Annotated in this window: 22 protein-coding genes and 1 pseudogene; 19 read left to right on the forward strand and 4 right to left on the reverse strand. The window is 50.1% G+C overall.

Translation table 11 applies throughout. The annotated features are described in order from the left end of the window. Window positions 1–295 precede the first annotated feature (295 nt). From EBB54_RS22090 to EBB54_RS22100, 3 genes are all read left to right on the forward strand, one after another. Window positions 296–2701, forward strand: a complete 2406-nt coding sequence (locus tag EBB54_RS22090; protein ID WP_162307182.1) for a GH39 family glycosyl hydrolase — start codon at window positions 296–298, stop codon at window positions 2699–2701. A 193-nt stretch (window positions 2702–2894) separates the two neighbouring features. Beyond that, window positions 2895–4295 (forward strand): MFS transporter, encoded by a 1401-nt coding sequence (locus tag EBB54_RS22095; RefSeq protein WP_125129020.1) that lies wholly within the window; start codon window positions 2895–2897, stop codon window positions 4293–4295. 57 nt (window positions 4296–4352) lie between these two features. Further along, window positions 4353–6677 carry a glycoside hydrolase family 3 protein gene (locus EBB54_RS22100; RefSeq protein WP_125129021.1) on the forward strand — a complete coding sequence of 775 codons (2325 nt, stop codon included), beginning with the start codon at window positions 4353–4355 and terminating at the stop codon, window positions 6675–6677. A gap of 768 nt (window positions 6678–7445) precedes the next feature. Here EBB54_RS22100 and sdaAA read toward each other — a convergent pair. Further along, entirely contained in the window at window positions 7446–8324 is an 879-nt protein-coding gene (sdaAA, locus tag EBB54_RS22105) for an L-serine ammonia-lyase, iron-sulfur-dependent, subunit alpha (protein ID WP_125130954.1), read from the reverse strand. Window positions 8325–8328: 4 nt separating this feature from the next. Next, window positions 8329–9006 carry an L-serine ammonia-lyase, iron-sulfur-dependent subunit beta gene (gene sdaAB / locus EBB54_RS22110; protein WP_016298319.1) on the reverse strand — a complete coding sequence of 226 codons (678 nt, stop codon included), beginning with the start codon at window positions 9004–9006 and terminating at the stop codon, window positions 8329–8331. Window positions 9007–9151: 145 nt separating this feature from the next. Between sdaAB and EBB54_RS22115 the strand changes: the two genes are divergently transcribed. From EBB54_RS22115 to EBB54_RS22125, 3 genes are all read left to right on the forward strand, one after another. Beyond that, window positions 9152–9853 carry a LysR family transcriptional regulator gene (locus EBB54_RS22115; protein ID WP_125129022.1) on the forward strand — a complete coding sequence of 234 codons (702 nt, stop codon included), beginning with the start codon at window positions 9152–9154 and terminating at the stop codon, window positions 9851–9853. A gap of 316 nt (window positions 9854–10169) precedes the next feature. Next, a complete protein-coding gene (locus EBB54_RS22120; protein ID WP_125129023.1) occupies window positions 10170–11144 on the forward strand; it encodes a hypothetical protein in 975 nt (324 codons plus the stop codon). A 106-nt stretch (window positions 11145–11250) separates the two neighbouring features. After that, on the forward strand, window positions 11251–12270 hold the full coding sequence (locus EBB54_RS22125) for a LacI family DNA-binding transcriptional regulator (RefSeq protein WP_004071343.1): 1020 nt from the start codon (window positions 11251–11253) through the stop codon (window positions 12268–12270). Between the two features lie 269 nt (window positions 12271–12539). Here the strand turns inward: EBB54_RS22125 and EBB54_RS32315 are convergent, their stop codons facing one another. Further along, complete coding sequence (locus EBB54_RS32315; protein WP_125130956.1) at window positions 12540–12722, reverse strand: site-specific integrase; 183 nt, start codon at window positions 12720–12722, stop codon at window positions 12540–12542. Window positions 12723–12766: 44 nt separating this feature from the next. Between EBB54_RS32315 and EBB54_RS30250 the strand changes: the two genes are divergently transcribed. From EBB54_RS30250 to EBB54_RS31385, 3 genes and pseudogenes are all read left to right on the forward strand, one after another. Beyond that, entirely contained in the window at window positions 12767–12916 is a 150-nt protein-coding gene (locus EBB54_RS30250; RefSeq protein ID WP_154677807.1) for a hypothetical protein, read from the forward strand. Window positions 12917–12970: 54 nt separating this feature from the next. Next, a pseudogene (locus EBB54_RS31670) lies at window positions 12971–13093 on the forward strand (recombinase family protein); the annotation flags it as partial. Between the two features lie 173 nt (window positions 13094–13266). Then, window positions 13267–13464 (forward strand): hypothetical protein, encoded by a 198-nt coding sequence (locus EBB54_RS31385; RefSeq protein WP_243127769.1) that lies wholly within the window; start codon window positions 13267–13269, stop codon window positions 13462–13464. A gap of 53 nt (window positions 13465–13517) precedes the next feature. On the opposite strand, the gene EBB54_RS22140 is transcribed toward EBB54_RS31385, so the two are convergent. After that, complete coding sequence (locus tag EBB54_RS22140; RefSeq protein ID WP_125129024.1) at window positions 13518–13931, reverse strand: hypothetical protein; 414 nt, start codon at window positions 13929–13931, stop codon at window positions 13518–13520. 981 nt (window positions 13932–14912) lie between these two features. Here EBB54_RS22140 and EBB54_RS22155 point away from each other — a divergent pair. The 10 genes from EBB54_RS22155 (at window position 14913) to EBB54_RS22200 (ending at window position 24806) form a co-directional block, all read left to right on the forward strand. Continuing rightward, the gene (locus tag EBB54_RS22155; RefSeq protein ID WP_125129025.1) at window positions 14913–15101 is read left to right on the forward strand and encodes a hypothetical protein; all 189 of its coding nucleotides are present in this window, start codon (window positions 14913–14915) and stop codon (window positions 15099–15101) included. Then, entirely contained in the window at window positions 15091–15360 is a 270-nt protein-coding gene (locus EBB54_RS22160; RefSeq protein ID WP_205128763.1) for a hypothetical protein, read from the forward strand. The genes EBB54_RS22155 and EBB54_RS22160 overlap by 11 nt, the downstream gene beginning before the upstream one ends. Beyond that, window positions 15339–15596: an NUDIX domain-containing protein gene (locus EBB54_RS22165; protein WP_125129027.1), complete on the forward strand. Its 258-nt coding sequence runs from the start codon at window positions 15339–15341 to the stop codon at window positions 15594–15596. Before EBB54_RS22160 ends, EBB54_RS22165 begins: the two co-directional genes overlap by 22 nt. Before the next feature lie 444 nt (window positions 15597–16040). Continuing rightward, the gene (gene iolC / locus EBB54_RS22170; protein WP_125129028.1) at window positions 16041–17075 is read left to right on the forward strand and encodes a 5-dehydro-2-deoxygluconokinase; all 1035 of its coding nucleotides are present in this window, start codon (window positions 16041–16043) and stop codon (window positions 17073–17075) included. A 38-nt stretch (window positions 17076–17113) separates the two neighbouring features. Continuing rightward, window positions 17114–19045, forward strand: coding sequence for a 3D-(3,5/4)-trihydroxycyclohexane-1,2-dione acylhydrolase (decyclizing) (iolD, locus tag EBB54_RS22175; RefSeq protein WP_125129029.1), 1932 nt, complete (start codon window positions 17114–17116; stop codon window positions 19043–19045). An 82-nt stretch (window positions 19046–19127) separates the two neighbouring features. After that, window positions 19128–19913, forward strand: coding sequence for a 5-deoxy-glucuronate isomerase (locus tag EBB54_RS22180; RefSeq protein ID WP_004071332.1), 786 nt, complete (start codon window positions 19128–19130; stop codon window positions 19911–19913). Between the two features lie 182 nt (window positions 19914–20095). After that, complete coding sequence (locus EBB54_RS22185; protein ID WP_125129030.1) at window positions 20096–21250, forward strand: iron-containing alcohol dehydrogenase; 1155 nt, start codon at window positions 20096–20098, stop codon at window positions 21248–21250. Between the two features lie 17 nt (window positions 21251–21267). Next, complete coding sequence (gene iolE / locus EBB54_RS22190) at window positions 21268–22167, forward strand: myo-inosose-2 dehydratase (protein ID WP_125129031.1); 900 nt, start codon at window positions 21268–21270, stop codon at window positions 22165–22167. A gap of 109 nt (window positions 22168–22276) precedes the next feature. Next, a complete protein-coding gene (gene iolG, locus EBB54_RS22195) occupies window positions 22277–23290 on the forward strand; it encodes an inositol 2-dehydrogenase (RefSeq protein WP_125129032.1) in 1014 nt (337 codons plus the stop codon). Window positions 23291–23420: 130 nt separating this feature from the next. Further along, window positions 23421–24806: an MFS transporter gene (locus EBB54_RS22200; protein WP_125129033.1), complete on the forward strand. Its 1386-nt coding sequence runs from the start codon at window positions 23421–23423 to the stop codon at window positions 24804–24806. Window positions 24807–24826 lie beyond the last annotated feature (20 nt).

Here is a 24826-nt window from a genome sequence, read left to right on the forward strand (position 1 = left end):
ATACTTGTCCGGAGAAACACAAGATAAAAATAGATTATTGCAGGGCAATTTTGGGGACAACTTTGAAATAAGCTAAAGCTAAAAGGAAACAAGAAGCGGTTTTGAAATAGCAATCAAAGCCGCCGTTTCGTGGAACAGAACAAAAGGGATTTGACGCACGCATCCGATCACAAGAGGTCAGAATTGATATAGCAAAAACAACCCGGATGAGATATGATATTCCAAAATCACACATTTTTCAGCAATGCTGGGAATACCAACAAAACCCGATTCAATTATAGAAGGAAGGGACACTATGGAACACAGAGAAATTGTGACCTGCCATTTTTCAACGATCAGATCACAGAGCATGCATTTCCATCAGGCGGTAGAGATCGTCTATCTTCTGGACGGCATATTAGAGCTGCGGTATGAATCGGAGCAACATGTACTGCGTCCAAACGAATTTCTGCTGATCAATTCCAATGTGCGGCACGAATACCAGGGAAAAGGAGATGTACTGCTGGCAAGCCTCCGGATAGATTACAGGCAGTTAACCGACCTGTTCCATGGAGAACAGTTATACTTTCTGTGTGATTCGGCGAAAGCAGAAGAGGCTTCGGCCGGATATGCAAAATTGCGGCGCTGCGTCTGGCAGATCTTTCAGTATGAGCAGAGCAGGGAAGGGCAGGCAAATGCTTACCGGAACAGCCTTTATTATCAGATGATCTACATCCTGAGTTCAGAATTTCTTGTAAAAAAAGAACTGCAGGGACATGACTTCCGGCGCGGAATCCAAAGTGAGAGAATGAAGGAGATTTTTGACTTTCTCACAATGAATTACAGAGAGCAGATCTCGCTTCAAAAGCTGGCGGATCAGTTGTTCCTTTCCCCGACCTATCTTTCCAGATACATTAAGAAAAACCTGAATATGAGTTTTCTGAAACTGCTTCAGAATATCCGTCTGGAGTATGCGGTGGAAGAACTGGTCTGCTCGGATAAGACCGTGCTGAAAATCGCGATGGACAATGGATTTTCCGGGATCACAGGCTTTAACCGAAGCTTTCAGGAAAGCTACGGCATGTCGCCGACAGAGTACCGGCAAAAGCAGCAGGAGAGCAGCCGTAAAGAACCGTCAATGGGATTGACAGAGGAAATGCAGAAAAAAATTGATAATTTTTTGCTTGCAAACGGCGCGGTCGAAGCGGAGGCTTCAGATCAGGATGTCTCCATACTGGAAGCAGACTGCAGAGAAAGGGAGACGCTGGCAAAAAACTGGAATCAGGTACTTAATATCGGAAAAGCTCAGGATCTGCTCCGTTATGACGTATGCAGTCAGGTCAGATTTCTCCAGAAAAGCCTGCGGTTCCAATATGGAAGGGTCTGGAACGTGCTGTCCGATGAGATGATGATCCGGCTCGGGGATTACCGGACGGAATATAACTTCAGCCTTCTTGATAAGGAGATTGATTTTTTGATCGAGACAGGACTGACTCCTTTCCTGGAGCTTGGGTTTCGGAATATAGGCATCATGGCGAATTACCACACGATCCTGACAGAGGTGGATTATGGAGAAAAGTTCTGCAGCCTGGAGTCAAATAAAGGATTTCTGACAGAGCTGATGATACATTGGCTGAAACGCTACGGGCCGGAGCAGGTGCGGCACTGGAAAATCGGTATCGAAAATAATTCCGGAAGAGAGAATTACGGCAGTATGGATAAATATCTGGAAACCTTTGATGCCGTTGCGTCGATTTTCAAAAGCTACGTTCCGGAGCTTAAGATCGGCAGCACCGGACTGTGCCTGAATTTTCATGGAGACGAGTTTCGAACGCTGTTGGAAATCTGGAGAAAGCGCGGTGCCATGCCCGATTTTATCGGATTAAACAGCTTTCCATATCTGTGGCGGGAAAATCCGTTCGCGGCCGGCAAAAACCCATACACCACGGACGCCGACTTTTTGTATCATCTGTTACGGCAGACACGGGAGCTGATCCGGGAAAAGGGGATAAGGATTCCGGAGATTTATGTTTTGGACTGGAGCTTTACCCTGTCTAACCGCAATGTACTCAACGACAGCTGTTTTAACGGCGCATATATTATGAAGAACCTGATACAAAACCGGGAGCAGGCAAAGATCCTGTCATATTGGGAAATGATGGATCTGATGTATGACTATACGGATACGGAAAAGGGACTTTTCGGCGGAGGCGGGATACTTACCAAGGGCGGAATCTGCAAACCGGCATATTACGCCTTCGATTTTATGAACAGGCTCAAAAAGGACGTATTGGCATGGAACGACGACGCAGTCATATCAGGGGATGGGGAAGCTTCATTTTTTATATGCTGCCACAATTATAAGCATTTCAATTTTCGATACTATTTGGAGGAAGAAAATGAGATTGAAGCAGAACACCAGTACCGTTTTTTCGAAAATACAGAAAGGAAGGCATTTCTATTTCGAATACACAATGTACATTCCGGCGAGTACCGTGTCAAAATCTATACGGTAAATCAGGAGCATGGCAATATTCAGAACAAATGGATGGAAACGGGGTTTGAGGATGAACCTGCTTCAGCGGAAATGGATTATCTGCGGGCGGTCACGCGGCCCGGGATAAAAGTGTCACATATCCAGGCGGAAAATGGGACGCTGGTGATTGAGACATGTCTGAATGCCCAGGAGATACAGGGGATCGAGGTTATGGAAAGATGGTAGGAAGTCTGCCGCGGTCCGGAACAGATTGACATGAAAAAGACAAGAATTTGGTCAAAGTTTTTGCTCTGTTTAAATCAGAGAAGATGAACAAGGATAAAAAAAGGGATGATAACAGAGTCCTTTCTGATGAGAAATAAAAAGCAGTCCTGCTAAAATAAAAATACATTCGATACAACATCAGGAAGGAGAAAACATGGAAACAAAGGCGATTACACAAGAAAAAACGAACAAGACACTTGGCCTGTTCTACAGCTTCGGGGAGGTGGGGTCACAGCTGAGCTGGTATATGATCAATTCCTATCTGACCCTGTTTTATACGGATATCGTAGGACTCTCGGCCGCGGCGATTTCTTTTATCATGCTGGTGGCAAGGATCTGGGACGCGGCAAACGATCCGATGATGGGCCTTCTGGCAGACCGTACACAGACACGGTGGGGGAAGTTCCGTCCTTACCTTATGATCGGCCCGCCGTTTCTGGCCGTGTTCAATATCCTGACCTTTACCGTATTTCCGGTGGAAGGTGCCGCGAAGGTTGCGATCTGCCTGAGCTGCTATATCGCGACGGGGATGGCCTATACGGTGGTAAACCTGAGCTATTCGGGGCTGCTGAACCGGATCGCAAGAGACTCCCGGGTGCGTACAAATTATGCGGCGGCAAAAAGTGTGGCAAGCGCCGTGATCAGTATGCTGCTCTCCGCATTTGCGATGCCGGTGATCTTATATTTCAGTACGACCGTTAACGGGAATGAGAAGGCGGCGGATGCGAGAGGGTACCTCATTGCCGCGGTCATATTATCCGTTCTCATGCTCCCGGCTTTTTGGCTCTGTGCGTGGAGATGCAAAGAAACCGTTGTGATCGACGTCCCGGAAAGCAGCGGCGCGAAAGAGAAGAAATCCATCCTCAGATCACTGAAGGTATCCGTGCAGAACAAGATGCTTCTGATCATCATCCTGAATACATTCATGGGGGCCATGGGAAATATCGCGAGGATGTCTCTGCTGTCCTATTATGTGATCTATGTGGTCGGATCTTATACGATGATCGCTCCGATCTATACAACAATGTCCGTATTCCAGCTCATCGGCAGTATGCTGATACCCTATGTGATCCGGCTGACAAGTAAACGGAATATCTGCATTCTGATGAATACCGCATCCATCATTTCACTCATTGCGATATTCCTGTTCGGGGCAAAAATACCGGCGGTGATTTTTATATTCAGCGCAGTAATCGGGTATTCCAACTCTACGGCCGGCGTAGGGATCGGAATGGTATGCGACTGTATTGAATACGGCGACTGGAAATACGGCATTCGGGACGAGGCGCTTCCTTTTGCGGTCACAAGCTTTTCCGTAAAGCTTGCAACGGCGATTACAGGCTCCGTGGGTGTTTTGCTGCTGGCGGCAGCAGGCTATGTGGCAGGCGCAGAGCAGTCCGAAGCCGTAAAAATGGGGATCAATGCGGTAGTAAATCTGATACCCGCGGCCTGCTTTGTGGTCTCTACGATTCCGTTGTTTTTCTATAAGCTGGATGACAAAATGATGAGGCAGATCGCATCTGATCTGGATGAGAGAAAAATGGCAGGCAAGTAGAATAAGCCTGGAAAAGAAGGTACATAAAAATGCCGGAAAAGATGGAGGTTTGACAGAATGGCAGAGAAGAAATGGCAGAAAGAAATCAAAGACGGCTATATCCTGGTCAGAAATGAGGGCGGGAAGGACATCGCATATTCTCCGGAGTCGGGGGTGAAGCTTCTGGAGGAGGACGGATACCTGTTTAAAAATCTCAGCGGAAGCGGCAGGCTGGAAAAGTATGAGGACTGGAGGCTGCCTGCGGAGGAACGGGCGGAGGATCTGGCATCCAGGCTCAGTATGGAACAGATCGCCGGGCTGATGCTCTACAGCAGCCATCAGACCGTCACGTCTCCGGGAAGGGGGGATACCTTTAACCAGCGTTTTGCCGGGACTTATGATGGAAAGCCTTTTGATATGGAACACGGAGATATCACGCAGCTTACGGATCAGCAGAAGGAATTCCTGGAAACAGACCAGGTCAGGCACATTTTACTGACCACCGTGGAATCGGCAGAGGCGGCTGCGAAATGGAATAATCATATCCAGGAGTTCTGCGAAGGGACGGGACTGGGGATTCCAGCCAGCATCAGCTCGGATCCCAGGCACGGCGCGGCTTCCAACGGGGAATTTTTTGTGGGCGCCAGAGGGATGATCTCCCAATGGCCTTCCCAGCTTGGCCTGGCGGCAACCTTTTGTCCGGAGACGGTAAAACGGTTTGGCGAGATCCTGGCGGATGAATATAGAGGGCTGGGGATCGTGACCGCGCTTTCTCCGCAGATCGATCTGGCAAGTGAGCCAAGATGGAACCGGTATAACGGGACGTTTGGAGAAGGGACAAAGCTTACGGTGGATCTGGCCAGGGCCTATGTGGACGGCTGCCAGACAACGGAGGAAAGCCCCGACGGCTGGGGAAGCAGAAGCGTCAATGCCATGGTGAAGCACTGGCCCGGCGGCGGAACCGGGGAGGGCGGTCGGGATGCTCATTTTTCTTACGGAAAATACGCGGTCTATCCGGGGGAGAATTTTGAAGAGCATTTAAAACCATTTACGGAAGGGGCGTTCCGTCTGGATGGAAAGACGGGGCAGGCGTCCTCGGTTATGCCCTACTATACCATTTCCTATGGGATTGATAAAAAATACGGGGAAAATGTGGGGAACAGCTACAGCAAATATATTGTCCAGGAGCTTTTGCGGGATACCTGCGGATATGACGGCGTTGTCTGTACGGATTGGGGGATCACGGATACCTGTTCGTCGGATGAGATGATATCCGGGATGAACTGGGGAACCGCACATCTGAGTGTGGAGGAGAGGCATTACAAGGCACTGATGGCGGGCGTGGACCAATTCGGCGGAAATACAAAAAAGGCGCCGGTGCTTGCGGCATACCGTATGGGCTGTGCTTCGGCAGGGGAAGAGGCGATGCAGGAACGGATGCGCCGGTCGGCAAAACGGATCCTGAAAAATATTTTCCGGCCCGGGCTGTTTGAGAATCCCTATGTGGATACGGAGGAAAGCAGGCATGTGGTTGGAAACGCGGCTTTTATGGAAGCAGGATTTCAGGCGCAGAAGGACTCGGTGGTGCTTTTGAAAAATAAAGGGCAGGTTCTGCCGATGAAACCGGGGACGAAGGTATATATCCCGGAATGCCCGGAAACCTGGCTGTACGGAATGCCCGCGCTGTTTGCGGAAGATCTGCGCGTTCCGGGCCATCCGTGGCTGGAGAAGGCACTGGCCGGCCAGTATTTTACACCGGTCGACAGCCCGGAGGAGGCCGATGCCGCAATCGTATTTATGGAAAGCCCGAAGCCCATGCTGCCGGGATATTCCCGCGAGAAGGGCTATGTGCCGCTTACGCTGCAGTACCGTCCCTATACATCGCAGAAGGGGCGGAAGAAAAGCATTGCGGGAGGGGACCCGTTCTGCTATGCGCATCAGGAAGAGGGATTCCGTTCCCGGGGAAACACTTCCGGAGTATCCAGCGGATACCAGGCTTCGGACAGAGCTTATCTGGGCAAAACGAATACCTGTGCCAATGAAAAGCATCTGGATGTCTTTTTACAGACAAAAGAGGCGATGGGAGAGAAGCCTGTCATTGCGGTTGTGGATACGTCGGGGCCGATGGTCGTAAGCGAATTTGAGCCTCTTGCGGATGCTGTTTTGATGGGATTTGAGATCCAGAAGCAGGCGTATCTTGAGGTGATCACAGGAAGGCATACCCCTTCCGGGCTTCTTCCGTTTCAAATCCCCGCGGATATGGATACGGTAGAAGAGCAGCAGGAAGATGTTCCGCGGGATGTCAGATGCTATGAGGATACATGCGGTCATAAGTATGATTTTGCGTATGGGATGGATTTTTCACAGGTAATCGAAGACGAAAGAGTAAGGAGATATCGATAAGTCTAAAATCCAGAAAACAGGCAGCAGGAACCGAAAAAAGCTTGAGACTGCCGCCTGTTTTCTTCTGACTGAGCAATTGCTGTCTATGGATGCGCCTGTCTGTTCCTATACATACGATTATAACCGCAAAACATTGAGTACCGGGATCCATGTTCCAATGTATTTTGATTTGTTATCGGCATATTCAAATATATCTGCGAGAGTTTCGGCATTTGAAGAATTTCATTCTGAGCATTAATACTGCACTCGTCATACCGATTGCAGTATAGTTCAGAGACAGACAATGGGGGGGATATATGGACACAATGATATTCCACTACAGATTACGGACATAACTGCAGTAACATATAAAGCGGCTATATATAAAAACCTTGTCCATACTTCGACTATTAATGCCGCCCATAATCTCACCTCCGATTATAAGAGTGTGCTCTCGAAAACTCAAAGTCCTTATTTTTCCAGGGGCTGTTGCACTAATATAGTGCTTCAGTCCTATTTTTAATAAAAAATTTTCTTTATCTACATATAAAAAATAGAGCCAGATACTTGTAAAATCTGGCTCCTGTTGTAAAATAAAAATTATGCGAATTAATACTTTTATTTTACATAAAGATTATACTCGTTTTCCTCAAAATTATCAACTGGTTCTTCCACTGGATATTGAACATTTGATTCCAGAGTGTTACAGTTCACGGCCTGTTAATAGGCGGATTCCTTGAGGGACATCCTCCGTAGGAGGCATGTCCGCTCGATCAGTCAAAATCTATTTCAACTATGCAAATGGCATTTCCCAGCTGCCGCACAGGCAGAAGGAGCCGCCGCACATCCTCCCAGGGCGGTTTCGCGGTATTCCGGGGGAAGCCGTCTGCCGGCGTTGTACATGGCGCCCAGCATTTCGTCAAAAGGAATCAACTGTCTGACTCCGCTCAATGCCAGTTCTGCCGCGGTCAGCGCATTGGCTGCGCCGATGGCATTCCGGTTCTGGCAGGGGTATTCCACCAAGCCGCCTACCGGATCGCAGACCAACCCCAGGAGATTCATCAGCGCGGTGGATGCGCTTTCCAGGCACTGCCGGGGGCTGCCGCCCATGAGTTCTACCGCTGCGGAAGCAGCCATGGCAGAGGCCACGCCCACCTCGGCCTGGCAGCCTCCAACCGCTCCGGCGACGGTAGCATTTCTCATGGCCAGATAGCCGATGGCGCTGGCATTGTACAGCGGGGGAAGTAGCTCTTCGTCGGAGAAACCGTGTGCATCCTTTAATGACAGCAGGACGCCGGGCACCACCCCTGAGGAGCCTGCGGTGGGCGCAGCCACGATCAGCCCCATGGAGCTGTTCACTTCCAGCACTGCCATGGCGTAGGCAATGGCCCCGGACACCAGGCTGCCGCAGAGGGAATTTCCCTCCTTCCGCCGGCGGTTCACCAGCCTGGCTTCACCGCCGATTAACCCGCCCATAGAAGGACGGGGATTCTCAAGAGGCTCGTTGACTGCCTGCTTCATGATCTCAAGTACCCGGTTCATCCGACTGGTAAGTTCCTGATCCGTAACCTCCGTCAAAAGGCGTTCGCGGTTTTTCATGGCCTCAGACACAGGAATCCGGTTCGTTTCGCAAATCGAAAGCAGCTCTGCCGCATTTTTAAAATCCATCATTTTATCCCTCCCTTATCTGAATCAGCATGACATGCTCTACATCCTGCTCCAGCAGGATTTTTTCCTTTGTGTGCTCCGGAAGCTTTCCGTCAAATTCCACAATACTGTATGCCTTGTCCCCCTTTGACTCCCGGAACAGCCTCATAAAAGCAATGTTGATTTCCGCCTGGCTTAAGCAGCTTGTGATATGGGCCGCCATACCGATCCGATCCTTGTGGACTACGATCAGGGTATTGCACTCGCCGGAAAAATCAACGTCAATCCCATTGATCCGCGCGATCCGGATCTTTCCGCCTCCGACGGACTCGCCCCGCATGGAAACAGTCTTTCCGGTAATGCCCGTCAGATCAATGTCTACCGTATTGGGATGAACCTCGGTCTCTGTTTCATTGCAGGAAAAGCGCCAGGTGAGATTTTGCTCCTTTGCCAGCTCATAAGCGCGGGGAATCCGCACATCATCGGTAGAACATCCCATCACGCCTGCCAGCAGTGCGCGGTCTGTGCCGTGCCCCTTGTAAGTCCTGGCAAAAGAGCCATACAGAACAAATTCTGCCCGGGCGGCAGGCTCTCCCAGCATTTTCCTGGCCATAAGGGCGATGGAGCAGGCGCCTGCCGTATGAGAACTGGAAGGCCCCACCATGTTGGGCCCTAATACGTCAAAAATACTGATAAATTCCATCAAGTTTTCCTCTTTTCATAAAGTATTTCCATTGGTTACAATTCACAGTGAATGGTAATTTTTATTGTACCCACAAAACAGAAATAAATCAAATTCATAGATTTTATGATATAATTGAATTAAATTCATAAGAAGGAGGCGGAACGTGGAATTTCGACAATTAAACACATTTGTTACGGCGGCGCAGACAGAGAGTTTTTCCAGGGCTGCTCAGATTCTGGGATACTCCCAGTCCGCGGTGACCGTACAGATCAAGCTTCTGGAAGAAGAACTGGGGGTAAAGCTGTTTGACCGCCTTGGAAAGAGGATTTCCCTGACAGGCGAGGGACAGAAGCTGCTGAAACAGAGCCGGCAGATCTTAAAGGAGGTCAGCCAGGCAAAAGAAACGGCCGGGCAGGAGGGCGAGCTCTGCAGCCCTCTCCACATCGGGACAGTGGAATCCCTGTGCTCTGCAAAGCTTCCGGTCGTGCTGAACTACTTTCGCGCCTGCCACCCCCGGGTGCGCGTCAAGGTTACAACCGCACCGCCTGCCAGGCTCTATGAGATGCTGGAACAAAATCTATTGGATCTGATCTATCTTCTGGAAGCGCACAATCTGTCGCTGGCCCCCGCATTGGAGATCAGCAGCACTGATTTTATCATCCGGCATCTGAAAGAAAACGGCGGGATCTCGTATCTGCCCTATTTTGCCGTGGAGGAAAGTGTCGGGAAAGGAGAACTGATGGTGCTGGAGGTCAAAGAGCTGCAGGTTCGGATGTACCAGCAGATTTTCTTCCACAAAAGCAAATGGAAGACCCGGGAAATGGATGCGTTTATAAAAAAGGCCGGTGAGATTTCAGGGAAATAACAAAAAAGTCCAGTAGTTACAGTTCACACGGTGGCGTGCACTTGCTGCACGGCATCCGGCCAGTAAAAATGATCCAGAAGATCTTTTTATTTTATCTTGGTTTCTACAGAAAATTATGCTAAAATAGGAAAAAGCATATTTTCTAAAAGTTCCATTATTTCGGAATTTTGGATTCCGTTATATCTCAGACATATCAATACAAGGGATTTCATCCCCTGTCCTTTCAGAAAATTCGTGCTTTTATCCAGATAAGCAGGAGGTTTTCTGAAAAGGAAGCAGAAAATCTCCTGAAAAAAACAGAATAAGGAGGTTTTCTATGAAGCAGAAGAAAAAAGAAACTGATGCGACTTACTGGCACCCTGCATTTTATGCCGGAATCCAGATTGAACTGGAAGAGGACGCGGACAACCTGGTGTTTGAAAATGAGCACCAATTGGGGACAAAACCGATGGAGATTGATGTGCTGATCATCAAAAAAGAGACGGACAGGCCCGTGAAGAAAAATATCGGAAGGATCTTCAAAAAGCATAATATCATCGAATATAAAAGTCCCGATGATTCTCTCAATGTGGATGATTTTTACAAGGTCTACGGATACACCTGCTTTTATAAAGCAGATGCCCGGTATGTAAACAGCATTCCCGCGGACGAGCTGACCATCACTTTTGTGGCGGAAAAATATCCCCGGAAGCTGATCGAGCATTTGAAGAGCGTCAAAAAATATCGGGTCGAAGAAAAAGAAAAGGGAATTTATTATGTGTACGGAGATCTGATTCCCATCCAGATCCTGATCACGAAAAAATTATCCGCAGAGGAAAATCTCTGGCTGAAAAGTCTTACCAATAAGCTGAATGAGACTGCGGCAGCCGAGAAGCTGATCGAGAACTATATGGATCATAAAGAAAGCAGCCTGCATCGGTCGATGATCGAGACGATCATGCGTGCAAATCAGAAATTATTTCAGGAGGTAAATGGTATGAGCGATATTTTTATGGAAATCGTACAGGAGAAATTTGATCGGAAGCTGAAGGAAGAAGTGGATAAAGCTGTGGATAAAGCTGTGGATAAAGCTGTGGATAAAGCTGTGGATAAAGCCGTAAAAGAAAAACTAACCGAACGAATTTCCCTGATTCGGAAAAAATGTGCCAGAAATAAATCGCTTGCCCGTATCGCCGACGATCTGGAGACGGATACAGATGAAATACGTTCCCTCTATGAAGTCATTTCTAAGAACCCTGAAAAAACAGTGGAAGAACTATATCAGATCATTTACGGGAAAGCGCAGAAATAGCTCTGAAAAAGGCACGCGTCCTATTGCGTGCCTTTTCTATTTATGGTAGTATTGTTATAAGCATTCAATCAACCGGCAAAGGAACAGGCAGAAGGGGGAGGGAACCATGGCGGTAACAATACAGCAGATCGCGGAGCGCGCGGGCGTCTCGCGGGGGACGGTGGACCGGGCGCTGAACAACCGGGGGCGGATCAGCCCGGAGGTGGCGGAGAATATACGGAAAATAGCGAATGAGATGGGCTACATCCCAAAGGAGCGCAAAAAAAGGGCACGGGGAAAAATCAGGATCGGAGTGGTGACCCAATTGGCCAAATCCTCCTTCATGCTGGAGATCAACCGGGGCATCCGGCAGGCAAAGGAGGAGCTGGAGGAACGGGGGATCGAGCTGCTGATCAAAGAAGGGCTGTCGGTAGACGAGGAGGAACAGCTCCGCATGATTGACGAGCTGGCGGAGGAAGGAATCCAGGGGCTGGCGCTGATGCCCGTGGACAGCCCCCGGATTCGGAACCGGGTGGATCAGTTGGCTGAGGCGGAGCAGCTCCCTATCGTAACCTTCAATTCAGATCTTGCAGGAGCGAAGCGCGTCTGCTTCGTGGGAATGGATAACCGCAAAAGCGGGCGCACCGCAGCGGGACTTATGGGGATGCTGACCGGAGGGACGGGAAGGATACTTGTTGTCACCGGATTTTTCAGCAACAATGTCAACAGTAACCGGGTAGACGGATTTCTGGAAGAAGTGAAAAAGTCGTATCCCGGCCTGGAGCTTGCGGGAGTCCAGGGAAGCTTCGACGATACGGACGAGATGGAGCGGATCATAATCAATACGATGCGGAATGTACCCGGCATAAACGGGCTTTTTGTGGTGTCCGGAGGGCAGGCGGGGATCAGAAATGCATTTGAAAAGCTGAAGCCCGAGTGCAGGCCCAGCACGATCATCTATGACCTGACGCCGAAGAATAAACGTCTGCTGGAATCAGACGTGGCAGATTTTCTGATCGACCAGAACGGATATGTCCAGGGGTATGAGCCGCCGCTCATCCTTGCGGATATCCTGCAGAAGAACCGGATGCCAGAGCAGGAATACCGGTATACGGATATTGATATCAAAACGAAGTATAATCTGTGAGCACCCGGTCAGGGGGTGAACAGTAATCCAGTCGTTACAGTTCACACGGCGTCGTGCACCCTATATGCAAAAAATGTCCTTACGGACACTGCCTATCCCGTTTGCCGACAGGATTGGCTATTTTTATTTCTTCTTGTTCCTCTAGTCGAGAAAGGCAAGAAACGCTTTTGTATAGTGATTTATTATGGAAAGTCTTTTTCCTATTTTTAAGGGAATCTTACGAAGAAAGACTTTCCATAATTATTAAATGAGTTCTTTTAACCATGCAATCAGATCAGCTTTTTCCTGCCTGTCAAATTTTTCTTCCGAAGTATGGATGCAGATGCTTCTTCTATTGCCTTTCTTTGTATTTCCGGGTTAGCACGTGCATAGATTTCTGTAGTTGTAATGGAAGAATGGCCAAGGAAATCCCTGATATATACAAGGTTGACACCACCTTCCAGCAGATGCATGCTTTTACTGTGGCGCAGTATGTGCGGAGACACTCAATATCCAGATGGCATTTAATCATCCGTTCCCCAGCTTTCATAGAAACGATATGGCAGTGGGTGTGATCAGTGCTGTTGTAATCAGGATTGCCGTATATACAAAAAGAAAAAATGCAAAGAAATACCGGCAGGGGGTAGAGTACGGGTCGGCCAGGTGAGGTGCATAATCTTAACTGTAAGCAACACCTATATTGACGCAGGAGGATATGCACATGAATGATTACAGCAAAATCACAGCCCTTTACTCCCGCCTATCCGTGGGGGACGAGGACAGGGACGGCGGCGAAAGTAACTCCATACAGAACCAGAAGATATTTCTGGAAAGCTATGCCAGATAGGGGAACAACTGGATATTCAAGGGAAACTGAAACCCGTTGAACGGCGGCTTGCCACTCTGAAAAAGCACTTAGAGCAAGCCGACATTTATTTCAAGTACAAGGGAAAGAAGCCGCTGACCGAAGCCGAGCAAATCCTATTTACAACGGCGAAAGATTATCTCAAAGGCGTGATGAACGGCAAGACCACAATCCCGACAAAGATATGGAAAGAAGAATACACCAAGCTGACCGCCGAGAGAAAAACGCTTAATCAGCGGTATCTTGCATTGAAAGAGGAAGTGAAAGAAGCGGAGAAAATCAGAAAGAGCGTTTACAGTATCTTGCGGCAGGAACATCAGCCACGCAGGACGCAGGATATGGAGCGGTAACAGACAGGGCGGCGGGATTGTCAACATCTGTCCCGCCGCCCTGTTTTAGACTTTTATTGAACCGATAAACTGGAATCTGTCGATGTGTTTGCTTTGTCTAAATACACAAAGATTTTATACGTTCCGACAAAGTTATCACACTTAGCGACCAATGTATATGTGGTGGAACGTTCAAGTATAAAATAAGTCGCCAACTCTTTTGCATTATCCAAGGTATAAACAGCATTACCATCTGAATCGTACAAGGTCATGTCCAAATTTCCGCTGATAACATTCGATTCAAAAACAAACTTTATCCTATTGCCTGCTTCTCCTACGAAAGAAATGTCAGATGATGCGGTGACTTGCTTTGAATACTCATTGCTCATGTTACCTAATACTGTAGGTCGAGTCAGTAGATAAAAGCTGATAATTCCTACTGCCACAACGAGGATAAAACTGATGAGGATGATATATTTCTTTTTCATGCCATTATCCTTTCAAGTCTTAATTTACCAATCTATGGTGAAAGAATTATACCACATCCAATTACGAAAAACAATCCGCCTTATACCTCGTTCCGTCTATCCAAAACCGTCAAGTGACGAGTAGTATTTTTTCGCAAAGGACGCGAAAAAATCTCCACTCTTAAACCCTTGACCGTCTGGATTTTTGCCGTTGTCATTTCGCCGCCGAGAACGGGGAACAGGATTTTACAACCCTGCCCCCGCTTTCGTCCGCTTCATTCTAACGGCAAAATCGTCTGCACTACTGCGGCGGCTGTCGGTAGGTTTTGCGGTGGCGCTGCCCCCGCGCCCCCGACCTCTCCCAAAGAACAGAATGGAATGTTACGCAATAGGGCTTGAAAAGGCTTGATTTTTAAGGCGTTGCAGATGCGAAAATCCACAGGGTAAGGTTTTATACTACCTACCCACACAAACGGCTTCTAACCGTCCACAGGCGTGTTTTGCGCCCCTTTTCCTGCCCGTTTCCCGCTGCGCTGAAAAGTTTTGGTTACTATTCACAGCCACTTCACCCACATGCGCAAAAACAGCCGGTAAAGCCGTCTGCCGATGCTGCGCATCTTAATTTTTTGCTTATGTGGGTGAAGTGACTGATTTCAGTCATATAAAAATCACCAAACAGCTTCTTACAAGCTGCGCTTGACGAATCTGTCTGCTGATTTTTATATGGCTGTGAATAGTAACAAGTTTTGCGTCAATAACTCAAAAAAGCACTTGACAAAATGCTTCATGGGGGACACCGAAAGACATTGCGTCATTCATAGATCCAGTGTTTGAAAACAATATCCTGCTGACACAGACGGCAAGACAGCAAAAAGCATTCTTATTTCATGCGGCGCACGATTTGCGCCGTTTGATATTGCGGAATTTCGATATATCCAGGCATAAGCGGTATAAGGAATTATCAGATTATGATAAGTTCATGGTATTCATATAGATACGCCGATGGATTATGATACGGATTGGCTTATGGGCAGCACGGTATTACTCCTTGAAGATGATTCCATTATCTGGATTGATGATGACGGCTGGGACATTCATGATAGAGAGCAGCTGGATGAAGTTAAAAAACGTACCACTTGGGTTGAGGCCGGAAGGATTTTATGGGCAATTACAGATGCGGATGATTTTTGAAGAGTTTTCTATAACGAAGGAGGAGGATGCCATTATTGTGAATGCTGTCTATGACAGGATTGAGAAGGCTGAAATCTGGATTCCCTATGGTGAGGTGTTGAAGCACTATAGAAGCATCAAGGTAAAGCTCTGCAGGAGAATACGCAGCGGAGCAGATGCGGGCGGCAAGATACATAACCAGCATCCAAATCAACGCGTGAAATTTATGAATAGTAACTCTCTGACGGCCAGGGGCGTGTGGCAGCGCTTGACAAGGTAAGCGGTAACTACCAGGGGACAACATTTCCGGGAGGCCATGTGGAGAGGGATGAGACATTCACAGAGTCTGTCATCCGGGAAGTCCGTGAAGAAACAGGACTTGTGATTGAGAATCCAAAACTCTGCGGGATTTACCATTGGTTTATGGATGCTGTAGTAGAACTGATTCATGAAGACAGGTTCAGTGAATGCTATTTGTGGAATGAGGAGGGCTGTTGGAAAAAGAGGCTGCTATAAAGGCAATATGAAAAAATAGTAACGTTTGGGACGAATCTTAGATTTCTCATTGGAAAACCTGCCGGAGGCCCGCTTTTTGCAGGTATGCTTGCTGAATATTTGAAAGAAAAATGGAGCCTGTAAGTTACTGACAGCCCTTTGCTGATCTGGGATATATACAATGATAAGTATAACACAAAAAAGCATGCGATATTCGCGTGCTTTTTTGCGTGTGTAAAAAATAACGGCACTGGAAAGAAATGAGTACAGTTCCACGCTTTGATTGTGCGTTTTACACAAAAACACAACCACAAAATTGTGCATATTGCGGGAAATAAAAAATTTAAGCAATAGCCCTTGAAAAAATACTGTCGGCGTGCTAATATTCAATCACAACATAAAACACGCAATAAAAGCACGCAAAACAAAAACATGCACGCAGGAAAGAAAGTGGAGGATGAGACGATGAAATATGTTGAATTTGATTCGGCCAGACCGCTGGATCTGGTATTGCTCGGAAGGGTAGCGATTGATTTCAACCCGGCATACAACGAGCAGGTAAAAGAGGAGTTCAAGCCCCTGAAAAAGGTACATATGTTTGAGAAGTTTGTAGGCGGGTCGCCTGCGAACATTGCGGTTGGTGTAACACGCCACGGGATGAAGGCCGGATTTCTGGGCAAGGTATCAGACGACCAGTTCGGGGACTTCGTGACAGAGTATTTCGCGGAACAGGGGATCGACACGTCCCATATCACCCGCTGCACCGGCGGGGAAAAACTGGGGCTCACCTTCACGGAAATGCTCTCCCCCAAGGAAAGCAGCATCCTGATGTACCGAAACTGCATTGCAGACCTGCAGCTCCATGTGGACGATATCGACGAGGAGTACATCAAAAGCGCAAAAGCGATCCTGATCTCCGGCACGGCGCTGGCGGAAAGCCCATCCCGGGAGGCGGCCATCAAGGCAGTGATGCTGGCGAAGAAAAATGATACGAAGATCATTTTCGACATTGACTACAGGGAATACAACTGGAAGAACAGCGATGAGATCTCAATCTACTACTCCATCGTGGCAAAAGAGGCGGACATCATCATGGGCTCCCGGGAGGAATTTGACCTGACGGAAAAATTGATTCGTCCTGGAATGCGGGATGAGGAGAGCGCCGCATTCTGGCAGGGTTATCACGCCAAGATCGTAGTGATCAAGCACGGAATGAAAGGCTCCACAGCCTACACCTGCGACGGACAGAGCTTCAGCATCAAGCCCTTCCCGGTGGAAGCGAGAAAAGGCTTCGGCGGCGGTGACGGATACGGTTCCGGATTTTTGTATGGCCTGTATCAGGGATGGGAAGTCATCGACTGCCTGGAGTTCGGCTCCGCGGAGGCATCCATGATGGTCAGAAGCAACAACTGCTCCGATTCCCTGCCGGGACCGGAAGAGGTACACGCATTTATTAAGGAAGAAAAAGAAAAGTTCGGCGAAATGATCGCGCGAGTGTAGATTTAGTTGAAGAAGAAAGAAAAGGAGATTAGAAACCCATGACTAACACAATCAGATTGACAACAGCCCAGGCTATCGTAAAATTTCTGGATAACCAGTATGTGTCCATGGACGGCGAAGAGACAAAATTTGTGGAAGGATTTTTCACAATCTTCGGACATGGGATTGCCGTGGGCCTGGGGGAGGCGCTGGACACCAATCCGGGAAGCCTGAAAGTATTCCAGGGAAGAAACGAACAGGGCATGTGCCACGCGGCCATTGCATTTGCCAAACAGAGCGGCCGCAGGCGGATCATCCCCTGCGCGTCCTCGGTAGGCCCGGGGGCTGCCAACATGGTAACGGCCTGCGCCACCGCCACCGTAAACAACATCCCGCTTCTGGTATTTCCGGCGGACACCTTCGCCTCCCGCCAGCCGGACCCGGTGCTCCAGCAGTTGGAGCAGAGCAGCAGCCTGGCAGTAACGACAAACGACGCGTTCCGGCCGGTCTGCAAGTACTGGGATCGGATCACAAGGCCGGAAATGGTCATGACAGCGCTGATCAACGCCATGCGGGTGCTGACAGACCCGGCGGAGACCGGGGCGTGCTGCATCGGGCTCTGCCAGGATGTAGAGGGAGAGTCCTACGATTTCCCGGAATATTTCTTCCAGAAACGGGTTCACCGGATTACAAGACCCGCCGCGGTGGAGGAAGAGATGGAGGATATCCTGTCCGTCATTGAAAATGCAAAGAAGCCGCTGGTGATCGTCGGCGGAGGCGTGCGCTTTTCGGAAGCAGGAGAAGCGGTGGAGCGGTTCTGTGAGGAATTTAAGCTCCCCTTCGGCGAGACACAGGGAGGAAAGAGCGCATGTAAGTCCAGCCATCCGTACTGCCTGGGCGGCATCGGCGTGACCGGAACCTATGCGGCAAATGTGATCGCAAAGGATGCGGACGCGGTGATCGCCATCGGAAGCAGGCTGTCCGATTTCACCACCAGTTCCAAATGGCTGTATCAAAATCAGGACGTGAAGTTCGTCACCATCAACAACTGCAGATACCATGCTTATAAAATGGACGCGGTGAAGGCAGTGGGAGATGCGAAGGCCACCGTGGAAGCGCTGTCCGAAAAGCTCCGGGCAAAAGGTTATGTTTCCTCCTATACCGATGAGATTGAAAAGGCGAAGCGGGCATGGGATGATGAGATGGCGCGGCTGGCAGGCATCCGGTATACGGGAGAGGATTTCGAACCCAACATCAAGGCGCGTGACCCCAGGACCGTTCCGGAATTTGTCAGGCTGACCGACGGAAAGATCACACAGACGGCGGCTCTTGCGGCGATCCGCAGGGTGATTGACAAAGAGGCTGTGATCATCACGGCAGGCGGTTCCCTTCCAAGCTGTATGCAGAGGATGTGGACCACAGACAAGCGGGGCGGATACCACGCGGAATACGGTTATTCCTGTATGGGCTACGAGGTGGCGGCGACTCTGGGCGTGAAAATGGCGGAGCCGGACAATGAAGTCTACTGTGTCGTGGGAGATTCCAGCTTCCAGATGCTTCACAGCGAGATCATGACCATCATGCAGGAGAAGAAAAAAGTCAATATCCTGGTATTTGACAACTGCGGCTTTGGCTGCATCAACAATCTGGAAATGAATCACGGAATCGGAAGCCTTGCTACAGAGTTCCGCTACACAGACGGACAGAAGCCCTGCGGGGACCTGATCCCGGTGGACTATGCGAAGATCGGGGAAGGCTACGGCCTGAAAACCTATACCTGCCGCACCATCCCAGAGCTGGAAGCGGCCCTGGAGGACGCGAAAAAGCAGGAAATTGCGTGCCTGTTTGACCTGAAAGTCATTCCCAAGACCATGACCGACGGGTATGAGTCCTGGTGGAACGTAGGTCTGGCAGACGTTTCCGTGAAGGAATCTGTCCGGGAAGCCTGGAAGGGCGTAAAAGAAGGCCGGGAGGAAGCGAGAGTATATTAAAAGAACCAATCCGGAAAGCACAGCCGGATGAAAGGAATTGCCGGACTCCGCAATTCCGGCAGCAAAATGGGAGGTGTTTGAGATGAGCAAAGTATTCGGTTATCCGAAATTTGACGAAAACGGCGAGATGATCCTTACCACGTACGACAATGAATATCGTGCTATGATGATGGATATCCGCGTGTATCACATGGAAGCCGGGGAAACCAGGACATTTTACAGGAAAGGCGAGGAGGCGGCGGTCCTTCTCCTCTCCGGAAGCATCACATTTGCCTGGGAAGGGCAGAAGAAAACGGTCAGCCGGAAGGATGTGTTCACGGAAGGGCCTTGGTGCCTGCATGTGTGTCCCTGTGTGGAAATGCAGGTGGAAGCAGGGGAGGAGTCGGAGATCCTGGTGCAGTGCACGCAAAACGACAGAGAATTTGAAAGCCGTCTGTATGCGCCGGAGGACGCTCCCTGGGGATATTCCAGCGTGGGAAAATTTGGAAATGTGGCGAAGCGCCGGGTCAATACGATTTTCGACCACGACATCTGCCCGGAATCCAACATGGTATTGGGCGAGGTGCTCAACGACAGGGGAAATTGGTCCGGATACCTGCCCCACAGACATCCCCAGCCGGAGACTTACTTTTTCAAGTTCGACCGGCCGGAAGGGTTTGGAGCCAGCTTCATAGGGGATCAGGTGTACAAAAGCGTGGACAACAGCTTTTCCGCGATTCCGGGCGGAGAGCTCCATCCCCAGGCTGCCGCGCCCGGTTTCCAGATGTATACCTGCTGGATGATCCGCCATCTGGAGGGCAATCCGTGGCTGCAGACAGACCGCTGCGAGGATGAGCGGTACACCTGGCTGCACGAGGCCGAACTGTAAGAAGGAGTGGCTGCTGTTCACGGAGCCGTGCACCTTGCCCCAAGGCGTCCGGCCGGTGAACTGCAGGGATTCAAAGTAATCAAAACGCCGTCAGCGCGCCGGAGGCAGGCTGTCTGTACTGCAGATGCCTTCCGCCCCCCCCGCAGGACGGCGCAGCATAAAAAAGACAGGAGAAAAAGATTATGGCAAGAGAATTTATCGTACCGGGCCAGATTATCACCGGGTCAGGTGCCCTTGACATGGCAGAGCAGTCGCTGGCACAATTAGGAAAAAAGGCCATGCTGGTTACAGATGAAATGATGATCCAGCTCGGAAACTGCGCAAAGGTGGAGACAGCCCTGAAAAATCAGGGAATCGGTTATACCATTTACTCCGGAATCACGGGAGAGCCCACGGACACCATGATCGAAGCCGGGGTAAAGCAGTACCTGGAAGAAGGCTGCGATTTTCTGGTAGCCCTGGGCGGCGGGAGCCCCATTGATTCCATGAAAGCCATCGGCTCTCTGGTAAAGAACGGGGGAAATATTTCCGATTATATGGGAAAGGTGATCGACGTTCCCATGCCTCCCATGGCGGCCATTCCCACAACCGCGGGAACCGGCTCCGAAGCGACCCAGTTTACGATCATCACAGATACAAAGAAGGACGTCAAGATGCTGCTGAAAGGGAAGGTCCTGATCCCGGATCTGGCGGTCATTGATCCCCAGTTTACCATGACGGCGCCGCCCAGGATCACGGCGGCAACAGGACTGGACGCACTGTGCCACGCAGTAGAAGCTTATACCTCCAGAAAGTCCCAGGATATGGCGGATACCTTCGCATTATCCGCGGTAAAACGGATTTTCCGGTATCTTCCGGCAGCCTTCCACGATGGAAAAAATGAGGAGGCCAGGGTGCAGATGTCCATCGCCGCATTGGAAGCAGGGATTGCATTTAACAACGCTTCAGTCACGCTGATCCACGGCATGAGCCGTCCCATCGGAGCGCTGTTCCATGTGGCCCACGGCCTGTCCAACGCTATGCTGATCCGGGAATGCCTGGGCTTTGCGCTGGAAGGGGCATACGACCGGTTCGGCGCGCTGGGAAGGTGCATCGGGGCGGCATCCGATTCCGACACGGACCAGGAAGCCAGCGAAAAATTTTTACAGGCCATCGTGAAGCTCACCGAAGAGCTGGAAACGCCCACACTGGAGCAGTATGGTATTGAGAAGGAAGCATTTTTCCAGGTGATCGGAAAAATGGCCGGCGACGCGATGGAGAGCGGCAGCCCCCAGAACACAAGAAGGGACATAACCCAGGGGGATGTGGAGCAGATGTACAAAAATTTGTTTCAATAAAACAGGAGGAAGAAATCATGTTGAATAAAGAGAAAGTAAAGCTGGGGATCGCCCCCATCGCATGGACCAACGATGACATGCCGGATCTTGGAAAGGAGAACACATTTGAGCAGTGTGTCAGCGAAATGGCGCTGGCGGGATTTACCGGCTCCGAGGTGGGAAACAAGTACCCCAAGGATACGGACGTCCTGAAAAAGGCGTTGGAGCTGCGGGGAATGGAAATCTGCAACCAGTGGTTTTCCTGTTTCCTGATCACAAAGCCTTTCGAAGAGGTGGAAAAAGAATTTCGCAGCCAGTTGGAGTATCTCAGGACCATGGGCGCAAAGGTGATCGGAGCTTCCGAGCAGAGCCACAGCGTACAGGGCATGACGGACACCCCGGTATTCGGCCACAAATATGTAATGAACGACCAGGAGTGGGAAACCTTCTGCAATGGGATGAACCGTCTCGGAAAGATCGCGAAGGAGGAATACGGAATCGCGCTGACCTTCCATCACCACATGGGAACCGTGGTGCAGGACGAGGCGGAAGTGGACCGCATGATGGAGAACACCGATCCGGAATATGTAAGCCTTCTCTTTGACACGGGACATTTCGCGTACTGCGGAGTGGATCCTTTGAAAATGGTGAAAAAATATGCGGACCGGATCAAGCATGTGCATCTCAAGGACATCCGCCGGGAAATGGTGGACAAGGTAAAGGCGGAGAACTTAAGCTTCCTGGACGGAGTCCGGATGGGAACCTTTACGGTGCCGGGGGACGGCTGCATCGACTTCGACCCCATTTTCAAGGTGCTGGAAGAGACAGGATATGAAGGGTACATGCTGGTAGAGGCAGAGCAGGACCCGGCAAAGGCGAATCCGCTGGAATACGCAATCAAGGCAAGGAAATTTATTGCGGAAAAGACTGGGCTTTAATTCGGCAGTTTAACAGGGATATGCGCAGATACAGGAGGGAGGGCAGTACCCATCCTGTATCTGACACACGAGAACCAGATCATTTTATATAAATCAAGGAGGAGATATCATGGTAACAGTAGGAATCATCGGAGCAGGAAGGATCGGAAAGGTACATGTGGAGAGCATCTGTACGCAGGTTGCGGACGCGAAGGTAAAGACGCTGGCGGATCCGTTTATGAACGATGCCACAGCGGCCTGGGCAAAGGACATGGGCGTGCAGAACGTTACGAAGGATTATAAGGAAATCCTGGCAGACCCGGAGATCGACGCGGTGCTGATCTGTTCATCCACAGACACCCACTCGCCCATTTCCGTGGAGGCGATCAAAGCGGGCAAGCACGTATTCTGCGAAAAGCCCATTGACCACGATGTGGAAAAGATCCAGGAAGTCATCGACGCGTTAAAGGGCAGCAAGGTGAAATACCAGGTGGGCTTCAACCGCCGTTTTGACCACAACTTTGAAGCGGTGCAGAGAGCAGTGGCAGAAGGAACCATCGGGGACACCCATCTGATCAAGATCACATCCAGAGATCCGGAGCCGCCCAGTGCGGAGTATGTAAAAGTATCCGGCGGCATGTTCCTGGATATGACCATTCATGATTTTGACATGGTGCGTTTCCTGGCAGGCTGCGATGCGGAGGAAGTGTATGTGGAAGCGGCAGTGCTGGTAGATCCGGCCATCGGGGAAGCCGGAGATGTGGACACGGCAGTGATCACCTTGAAAATGGAAAACGGCGCCATTGCGGTGATCGATAATTCCAGAAAAGCGGTTTACGGATACGACCAGAGGGCGGAGGTATTCGGCTCCAAGGGAATGGCCGCAACAGGAAATGACACCGCATCTGCGGCAGTGATCAGCAACGAGAACGGAGTGACCGGAGAAAAGCCGCTGCATTTCTTCCTGGAACGCTATATGGCGGCTTACGCAAAAGAGATCAAGTGTTTTATCGACGCCATCGAGAAAGATACCGACACACCGCTGGGAGTTATGGACGGCTTAAAACCGGTACTGATGGGGCTTGCCGCAAAGAAATCCTATGAAGAACACCGCCCGGTGAAGATTTCAGAGATCCAGGCATAACGCATAGGGTGATACAGAGGTTTTAATGGTCATGGGTTTCATATCTGCATGAAAAAGCATGACATCATATGAAAAAATACCGGCCGCCGTAATACAGACTACGGCGGCCGGATTCAAAACAGGGGGAATTATGGAAACGGAAGGAAAAAACAGGAATGGAAAGTTAAGCTGGGGAACCAGAGTCGCTTACGCAGGCGGCGACGTCGCGTGCAATGTTATATTTGGTATGGTGGGAACACTGCTGACCTTATTTTATACGGATTACGTCGGGATCAATCCGGCAGCGGTGGGAATGGTCATGCTGATCAGCCGTCTGTTTGACGGGGTTTCGGACATGGTGATGGGGGTCATCGTGGAAAAGACCCATTCCAGATGGGGAAAATCCAGGCCCTGGATTCTGTGGATGAGCGTGCCCTACGCGCTGTCTGCGGTGCTGCTGTTTACGGTACCTCACACCACGGCAATGGTACAGTCCATTTACATATTTGTCACCTATAATTTCTGCACGACCTTGTGCTACACCGGATTGAACCTGCCTTATGGAAGCCTGTCCGCCATGATGACAAGGGAGTCGGCAGAGCGGGATATGCTGAGCGTGGTGAGGATGGGGCTGTCCCCGCTGGGAAGAATCATGGCGGTGACATTTACCCTTCCTCTGGTCAAGCTGTTCGGTGATACCCAGTCGGCATGGGTGAAGACCATGAGTATCTGGGCGGCCATCGCGCTGGCGCTTCTGATCGTCTGCTTCGTAAAATGCGAGGAAACGGTGAAGATCGACGTGAAACCGGAAAAGCGCGAAGTTCCTATGAAAAAAGCATTTCAGGCGCTTGTGACAAATCAATATTTCTGGGCGGTAATGGTGCTGTGGATGCTCCAGAGCGTGTCCTTCGGAATCTCAGGGACGATACTTCCCTACTACTGCAAATACATTTTCCACAATGATACGTGGATGTACAGCATGTTATATCTGACGGAAACAATTACGCTGGTGGTCTGCATTTTCCTCTGCGCGCCGCTGATCCGGAAATACGGAAAACGGAACACGGCTCTCGCGGGGGCGGTGATTGCCGGAATCTCGCAGCTCTGCTTTTTCCTGTTTCCGTACAGCTTTACCGGAATGGTCGCGAGCTGTGTGGGAAGGGCGATCGGACTTGCGCCGCTGAATGCCGCCGTATTCGGAATGATCGGGGACGTGGTGGAATTTGGACAGTGGAAAACCCATGTAAGGCAGGAAAGCTTTATCTTCGCGGGAGGCTCCATCGGGACAAAGGTGGGCGCAGGCGTGGCGTCCGCGGCGATGACGGGACTTCTGTCGGCGGCCGGTTATATCAGCTCGGCGGCGGGGGCGGTGGAACAGCCGGAGAGGGCGCTGGAGATGATCATACAGATCTATAAGTTCGGCCCCCTGATCGTGGCGGTCATTGCCATTGTGACGCTTTACCTCTACAGGCTGGACGGCAAATATGACGCCATCATGGAGGAGCTCCGGGAGAGGGAAGCACGGGGCGAGCTGTAATCATATCCGGAAAGCATTCC

The sequence above is a fragment of the Schaedlerella arabinosiphila genome (assembly GCF_003885045.1).
GTDB classification, from domain to species: domain Bacteria; phylum Bacillota; class Clostridia; order Lachnospirales; family Lachnospiraceae; genus Schaedlerella; species Schaedlerella arabinosiphila.